Here is a 7,667-nt window from a genome sequence, read left to right on the forward strand (position 1 = left end):
GGCTTGTTACGCTTGCAAGGGTGGTGGGGGTGTGGTTCTATCACAGGTGTAGTGGTTTTTGTTGTGTGTTGTGTGGGTCTAACTGAGTGAGAGGTGGTCGAGATGGATACTGGTTCATGTTTGCGGCGCCTCGGGCGCAAACGAGAGGGTGGCTTCACCCTTATTGAGATGGCTATTGTTTTGGTCATCATCGGGCTGATTATTGCTGCGGTGAGGACGGGGATTGAGGTGCAGCGGAGTGCGGATAATCGCTCGGCTGTGGCTTGGATGTATGACTGGGTGCAGGCCTACGAGGAGTACTATCGTAACACGGGTCGGGCGCCTGGGGATACGGATGACGAGGCGACTTTCCAAATAGACGGTGATTTCGGCCCTGGCTACTTGCTCCGGGCAGGGGTGACGCCGCCTAGGACGAATACGATTGATACGCCGCCTCAGCACATCAATCGCGATGCTCCGGAACAGGCTTGGGCGATCTATAAAGCGTTTGATCAGGATTTAGCTAACATCCCCACTGCTCCGGGTTCATCACTTCCTGAAACCATGCTGGGACCGACCGAATTTACTGATCTCATGTTTTTTCGTGGAGGATGGTACGGAAATCCAGATAGCGTCTTTGGTACTGGTGGAGATCGTAACATCATAGAGTTCCGCAATATTCCCGCGGACATTGCTACGGAGTTCTCTCGCCAAGTTGATGGGACAGGTCGGTGTAATGGGGGGCGGGTGCGGGCAAGAGATGCTGCTGAGTGTTCTGATGGTGGTTCTTTCATTCCAGCGTCAGGCAACTTCGTTACTGCGGTCGTAGTCGAGGTGCCGCCGTATCGCTAACCGTAGTAGGGTGGACTGTTGATAAACTGAAAACTGTAAAAGAGGCGGGCGATAAAATAATTCGTCCGCCTCTTTGCGGCACAACAAGTTACATCCACATAGAGATACCGTGATACTGCCTCAACCCTATAGGGTTCAGTCGCTTGCTGAGAGGTAAACCGCGATGGATAAGGTCAGATGGGCCGTTAGATCGAGTCACAGTGCTCGGGGCTTTACTTTAATCGAATTATCCATCGTCATGGTTGTGATCGGAATCATAGCGGCTGTGATGGTCTCAATCCTCCCTGATATTGCCGGCATGGGCCAAGACAGGAATGTTGACAAGCGGTTAGAGAGAGCAGAGCAGGCGGTGATTGCATACGTTGCTGCGAAAGGTCGGTTGCCGTGTCCGGATATTTCTTCACCGTTGGATGGTTCTGAGGGCGACTGTTCTCAGGCACATGGCTACCTTCCCTACAAGGAGTTAGGTCTAAGTTCAGGGAATGATCCGTGGGGTAACAGGATGAGATATGCGGTTTTTTTGGGGGGCGACGGTGTAGATCCACCGCTGACCGAAGTGGATGGAGATGATGAGTCTCACCCCTTCGAGCGATTTTGTGGGGATTGCTCTAATAGCTACGGACTAGAATATTTCTTGTGTGAGGCTGCTGGTGATCCTCTGTTTGGTGATGATGATCACCTCGCTATCCTTGAGATTAATCGCAGCGAAGCACCAAGTAACAGTGACGATGCTCAACAACACGTCGCTTTCGTCATCGTAGCTGGTAGTGAAGGGCAGCGTATAGTCGATAACCCGATCAATGATGATCCTTTACGCTACGCCCACCCTAATCAACCTCGTATTGATGGCTATCATGAGCGCGTCCGTGCTGTCACCTTTAGACAGCTTCACAGCGAACTAGGTTGCGGCGGACTCTAGGCATCGGAGACAAGAAAATGGGCAAAGGCATCAGAAGGTTAACTTGCAAGCCGTCAAGCACATCGCTCCGATCTGCCGGATTTACTTTAATCGAGTTATCAATCGTCCTTGTGCTCATTGGTGTTATCGCCGCTATGGCGGCACGATTTGTACCAGCGCTCATTGTCCCTGCAAAGGATAGTGAAAACAGGGCTTTGCTTGAGCGTGCGGAAGCTGCGGTGATCTCCTTCGCTCGCACTGAGGGGCGGTTGCCTTGTCCGGATGATCCACAAAACCCTGATGGTTTAGAGGATCGCACCGGCACTAACGGTGATTGTGAAGTAGCGCATGGATACCTGCCATACCGCACCTTGGGGCTAACCAGTGGCACGGATGCTTTTCAGAACCCGATGCGGTATGCGGTTTTTTTTGATAATAGTCACAATGATGTTTTCAATCTGATAAATGCAGGTGATCCTGGTCAGTTTTGCTTGAGATTGCTGAACGCCAACGCAGACTATCGCGGTGACTTTCTCCATGTGGCCAGGTTGTTGCGAGGACAACCTCGTACCGCTCTCAACACTTCTGACCGAAACATACCCTTCGCCATCGCAGCCGCTAACCGGGAGTTGACTGGTGATGACGACCATGAATTTATCAACCCACTTGATGATAGTGATGGCCCGTTGTGGGCTCACCCCGAGCAACCCCAGAGTGGCGACTACCTAGACCGTGTTGTAGCACCATCGTTCACCGAACTGTTCTCGGCTATGCGGTGTAGTGGGATCATTGCGGACAGTAGAGTGAGGATTACTTCTCCGGCGGGTGATGAAATAACGATACCCGTAGGTGGAAATGTTGAGTTTCTTGCTGAGGGTGGTAGTACTGGAGACGGTTACGAGTGGTGTTGGGAGCATGTGAGTGGTGGCGGTAGCGATTTTGTTGCTCAGTGCAACGTTGATGACCATGAATCAAGCGATAATGGATGTTTGTCAATTAATGATGATGGTTGGAGTGATAGTGATCAGTGTGACTATTTAGAAGCAGTTTCTTGTGATCCCGGTCCATGCGAAATTGAGGTCTTTGTCCGCGAAGTGGGTGCTAATATCCCGGGAGAAGCTTGGGCATGGGATCGCAAGAAATACACTGTCACTGTTGATGGTGGTCCAAACTAGCGGAAGTGAAAGACACGCACTGCTTGGGGTGATTCGCGGAATACAACGTTATGTTAAAACGCAGGGATGGGACGGGAGTGAAGGACACGCACTGCTTGAAAACGGGGGAGTGAAGGACACGCACTGCTTGGGGTTGTTTCGTGTTTAGGAGTGAAGGACACGCACTGCTTGGGGTTCACTGCTTGGCAGAGGAGTGAAGGACACGCACTGCTTGGGGTTGTTTCGCATAACGTAGATTATGTTAAATCGCGGGGTTGCAAAATCTCAAAACCCTATGGCTTTTGCGGTCGGATCTTCGCCTTTGCAGGCCGAATCGGTCAAAATTTGGCCTGATTGGCGCGGAAACATTCGAGTGATCGGGCGCTTCGGGCAAAGCGGCCCGTTTCAGGCGATTCGATTCGCTGAAGAGTGGGGAAGAGCAGGAGAGAGTGGAGCCGCTGCCCGGGAGCAGCGCTAGGCGGCCGAATCTGTCGTGCCCGCTGCGGCTCCTAAGCGTCTCTGGCGGTGCTTCAGCCAGGGCCGCGCGGTGCGCCGCGTCCCCGAGAACCCTCGCCGCTGTCTCCGCCGCTGCGTATTTCGGCACGGTCGGTTTTCGCGTTCAGGTGCGCTCGGCCTTTTCGGCGGTAGAGCGCCTCAAAGCGCGTGGCCTGTTCAAGCCACTGCGCGTTGGCGAGCCCGAGGCGCTGCAAGATCGGTGCAGCGTTTTGGGCGATGGCACCGCGCTTTTTCGGGTTGATGATGCGCCCGGTGTGGTCGACGAGAGCCAGGTACTCCTCGAAGGAGCAGGGAATGCCAGCTAGGGCGGCGGCTGCCGCAACAGCAGTCGCATCTCGAAAAGGCAGCAGCGGTTTGACGGGCGCGGGCAGTTGTAAGCACGAGAGCATTCCGGCGACCTCGACACCGGCATCAAACCGCTCGCGCAGCGCCTTTTCCAGATCGAAGCGCGGCTCGATGCGCTCCCGCAGGCCGGTGTGCTCGCATTCCTCGGGCGTTGGGGCGATGGCAGCACGCACAGGGTTCAGGTCAACGTACGCCATGCAGGCGAGCAGCGCGGCATCGCTGCCGAGCGCTTGCGACTTAAAGCGAGCCTCCCAGAAGTGGCCGGTGCACCCGTCCTCCTTGTTGGCCTGCCGGGCGATGGGCTCGTTGAGGCACTTCATAAACCAGCTCAACTCCCCGAGCCGCTCGCGGTAGATGTCGACCCGTTTGTCGAGTTGTACCTGTTCGAGCGCATCAAGTGCTTCACCGGAAAGATATTTCTTCATCACCGGCGGGCCTTTATAGAGCGCACCCCAGCGTTGGATCACCTCATCATCGGACCATGTCTCCGTCTGACTCGGGTCGAGCTTGACGACGATATGACAGTGATTCGACATGACCGCATAAGTAGCAACGTCGATGGCGAAAATCGAACTCAATAGGCGGATCTGATCTTCGACCCACTGGCGCCGATGCTCGTAGCTTTTGCCGGTGGTGTGATCTTCGCCGCAGAGGAAGGTGCGGCGCACGCAGCGCGTGACGATGTGGTAGAAGGGAATCTCCGGCGAGATCTGCTCGCAGCGAGGTCGGGGCATGGTGGGCTCTCCTTAGCCGTTGCCAGTAGCCGGGTGATCGTCGATAGAGCTGCCGCGAGGCAGCCGCAGGGCGCTCAATCGACTGCGGCCGTGGCCGAATCCGTAGGCCACGCCGCGCTGGTGACGCGGTAGCGAGGTGGCGCGTTCGAGGCGTTGCGCGTCGTCATGCTCCGCCAGCACCAGCGCCTTCGCTCCACTCGGGCAGCGCTGCAGCGTATTCTAGTCCGCTGCTCGTTGGGGCTCAATGGAGCAAAAGCAGAGCGCAGTTGTATACTTGAGTATCCGTGGTAGCTGTGGCCGAGGACTTTGATATGTCGCAAGCACAACCGACCCTTGAAGATGTATGGCGTCTTTTTCAGGAGAGCGATCGCCTCATGAAGGAGTCGCGTCAGGAGGCGGATCGCCGGTTTCGGGAGACCGAGCGCCTCATGAAGGAGTCGCGGGAGGAGACTGAGCGCCAGTTTCAGGAGACTGAGCGCCAGTTTCAGGAGACTGATCGAATTTTAAAACAGCTCTCCAAAAACCTCGGCGATTTGGGCAACCGGCTAGGTGAGTTTGTAGAGCACCAAGTTGCACCTGCTGTAGTGCGCCTCTTCCGTGAAAAAGGCATTGAAGTACATTCGGTCCATCCACAGGTGTCGACTAAACGCGATGGCGAGGCACTGGAGATCGATTTGCTGGTTGTCAATGACGGCGATGCGGTCCTCGTCGAGTGCAAAAGCAAATTGGCCTATGAGCATATCGATGCGCACTTGGCGCGGCTGGAGAAGTTCAAGCGCGTTATGCCGCTCTACAAGGGGCATCGCGTAATGGGGGCTGTGGCGGGAATGGTCGTTTCTGACGACGTGGCCGCTGCGGCGATTGATAAAGGTCTCTATGTCCTGTGTCAAAACGGCGATCAGATTGAGGTGCGCAACCTACCGACCTTCTCTCCGGCTATTTGGTAGGCTGCTGGCGGCTGGGTTGGAGCTCGTCCGAGGCGCTGCAAGATCGGTGGAGCGTTCTGGGCGATGGCGCCGCGCTTTTTGGGGTTGATGATGCGCCCGGTGTGGTCTGAGTATCCGTGGTAGCTGTGGCCGAGGACTTTGATATGTCGCAAGCACAACCGACCTTTGAAGATGTATGGCGGCTTTTTCAGGAGGGCGAACGCCTCATGAAGGAGTCGCGTCAGGAGGCCGATCGCCGGTTTCGGGAGGCCGATCGCCGGTTTCGGGAGACCGAACGCCTCATGAAGGAGTCGCGGCAAGAGACCGAGCGCCAGTTTCAGGAGACTGCACGCCAGTTTCAGGAGACCGAGCGCCAGTTTCAGGAGACCGAGCGCCAGTTTCAGGATACGGATCGGCGCCTCAAGCAGCTCTCCAAAAACCTCGGCGATTTGGGCAACCGGCTAGGTGAGTTTGTGGAGCACCAAGTTGCACCTGCTGTAGTGCGCCTCTTCCGTGAAAAAGGCATTGAAGTACATTCGGTCCATCCACAGGTGTCGACTAAACGCGATGGCGAGGCACTGGAGATCGATTTGCTGGTTGTCANTCGTCGAGTGCAAAAGCAAATTGGCCTATGAGCATATCGATGCGCACTTGGCGCGGCTGGAGAAGTTCAAGCGCGTTATGCCGCTCTACAAGGGGCATCGCGTAATGGGGGCTGTGGCGGGAATGGTTGTTTCTGACGACGTGGCCGCTGCGGCGATTGATAAAGGTCTCTATGTCCTGTGTCAAAACGGCGATCAGATTGAGGTGCGCAACCTACCGACCTTCTCTCCGGCTATTTGGTAGGCTGCTGGGGCTCGGTTGGAGCTCGTCCGAGGCGCTGCAAGATCGGTGGAGCGTTCTGGGCGATGGCGCCGCGCTTTTTGGGGTTGATAATGCGGCCGGTGTGGTCGACGAGAGCCAGGTGTTCCTCGAAGGAGCAGGGAATACCAGCTAGGGCGGCGGCTGCCGCAACTAGCAGTCGCATCTCGAACAGGCAGCAGCGGTTTGACGGGCGCGGGCAGCTGTAAGCAGGAGAGCAATCCGGCGACCTCGACGCCGGCATTGAACCGCTCGCGCAGCGCTTTATCCGTGGGCCACGTCGCACTGGTGACGCACCGGCGATGCGTTGGGAGCGTTTCGTTACGTCTCGCCAGCGCCATGCTACACTGAACTAGTCGCGGGGAATTATAGTCCACCTGCCTGCAGAGCTCAGTGGCGTCGGGCTAAGGAGCGCTGCACAACTCGTCAACGGTTGTGCCCCTAACAGTTGTGACACAATAGATGCCATTGATCGGAAGGTGATTACCGATCACGGAGGAGTTTGTCGTATGGCGCTGGCTGAGGGTGACCACGAACAAATAAACGCCTATATCGAAGCCTACCTAAAGCGGTGGCTAGAGGAGCAGCGCTTGGTCCTGCAGCCGCCTGGCTATGATCGCGAATTGCACGAGCGCATTACACGGGTGGAGGAGGCGCTGAAACATCAGGGCGAGTTGATGCAGCAGGGCTTTGCCCAAATCGACAAACGCCTGGAGCAGGTCGACAAGCGCTTCGAGGCGATGCAGCAGCAGATGGACAAGCGCTTCGAGGCGATGCAGCAGCAGATGGACAAGCGTTTCGAGGCGATGCAGCAGCAGATGGACAAGCGCTTCGAGGCGATGCAGCAGCAGATGGACAAGCATTTCGAGCAGGTCGACAAGCGTTTCGAGCAGATCGACAAGCGCCTAGAGCAAGTCGATAAGCGTTTCGATCAAGTCGAGAGCCGTTTCGAGCAGGTCGATAAGCGTTTCGAAGAAATGATCAGACGGCAAGATAAACAGCACCATTTGGTGCTCGGTTTTATTGTCGGTTCGTTGGGTTTGATGATTACCGTCATGCTGACGGCAATGCGCTTTATGGGTTAAAAGATTTTCTCACAAGCGCGCGGGACGACGGGCGCCGAAGCACAAGGGCGGCGGTGGCCGAATCCATGGGCCACGCCGCGCTGGTGTCGCATTGGCGATGGTTACTTTTCGTTACGCCTTGCGACACCGCTGTTGCTCTACCAAAATGCGCCGCAGTGCTCCGCCTATAGCCGCGCAGCGGCTTAGGGGTTGGTGAAGCGGCGCATGGCGCGCAGCGCCATTACTCTGGGGCTTCCTGTTGTTCGATGTACTGCTTCAAGACCGACAGCGGCGCACCACCGACGGTAATGATGCAGTAGCTGCGACTCCAGAATACC

8 protein-coding genes are annotated in these 7,667 nt (G+C 56.1%); 5 read left to right on the top strand and 3 right to left on the bottom strand.

From position 1 onward, the window contains the following. The first annotated feature begins 102 nt into the window (after window positions 1-102). The 3 genes from CKO15_RS12975 to CKO15_RS12985 all read left to right on the top strand — a co-directional run bounded on the left by CKO15_RS12975 (window position 103) and on the right by CKO15_RS12985 (window position 2,904). The gene (locus CKO15_RS12975) at window positions 103-831 is read left to right on the top strand and encodes a prepilin-type N-terminal cleavage/methylation domain-containing protein (protein WP_200197058.1); all 729 of its coding nucleotides are present in this window, start codon (window positions 103-105) and stop codon (window positions 829-831) included. A 163-nt stretch (window positions 832-994) separates the two neighbouring features. Further along, complete coding sequence (locus tag CKO15_RS12980; protein WP_200197060.1) at window positions 995-1,750, top strand: type II secretion system protein; 756 nt, start codon at window positions 995-997, stop codon at window positions 1,748-1,750. A gap of 17 nt (window positions 1,751-1,767) precedes the next feature. After that, window positions 1,768-2,904 carry a prepilin-type N-terminal cleavage/methylation domain-containing protein gene (locus CKO15_RS12985; protein WP_200197063.1) on the top strand — a complete coding sequence of 379 codons (1,137 nt, stop codon included), beginning with the start codon at window positions 1,768-1,770 and terminating at the stop codon, window positions 2,902-2,904. 509 nt (window positions 2,905-3,413) lie between these two features. On the opposite strand, the gene CKO15_RS12990 is transcribed toward CKO15_RS12985, so the two are convergent. Together CKO15_RS12990 and CKO15_RS12995 are read right to left on the bottom strand one after the other, a co-directional pair. After that, window positions 3,414-4,478 carry a transposase gene (locus tag CKO15_RS12990; RefSeq protein ID WP_200197065.1) on the bottom strand — a complete coding sequence of 355 codons (1,065 nt, stop codon included), beginning with the start codon at window positions 4,476-4,478 and terminating at the stop codon, window positions 3,414-3,416. Between the two features lie 12 nt (window positions 4,479-4,490). Then, window positions 4,491-4,658: a hypothetical protein gene (locus tag CKO15_RS12995; RefSeq protein WP_200197067.1), complete on the bottom strand. Its 168-nt coding sequence runs from the start codon at window positions 4,656-4,658 to the stop codon at window positions 4,491-4,493. A gap of 131 nt (window positions 4,659-4,789) precedes the next feature. Between CKO15_RS12995 and CKO15_RS13000 the strand changes: the two genes are divergently transcribed. Continuing rightward, window positions 4,790-5,425, top strand: a complete 636-nt coding sequence (locus CKO15_RS13000; RefSeq protein ID WP_200197069.1) for a DUF3782 domain-containing protein — start codon at window positions 4,790-4,792, stop codon at window positions 5,423-5,425. 1,349 nt (window positions 5,426-6,774) lie between these two features. After that, window positions 6,775-7,350, top strand: a complete 576-nt coding sequence (locus CKO15_RS13010) for a DNA recombination RmuC family protein (protein WP_200197071.1) — start codon at window positions 6,775-6,777, stop codon at window positions 7,348-7,350. 220 nt (window positions 7,351-7,570) lie between these two features. Here the strand turns inward: CKO15_RS13010 and CKO15_RS14730 are convergent. Beyond that, window positions 7,571-7,667: transposase (locus CKO15_RS14730; protein ID WP_200191430.1), on the bottom strand; the 97-nt coding region annotated here is incomplete at its 5' end.

The sequence above is a fragment of the Halorhodospira abdelmalekii genome (genome assembly GCF_016583625.1).
GTDB classification, from domain to species: Bacteria; Pseudomonadota; Gammaproteobacteria; order Nitrococcales; family Halorhodospiraceae; genus Halorhodospira; species Halorhodospira abdelmalekii.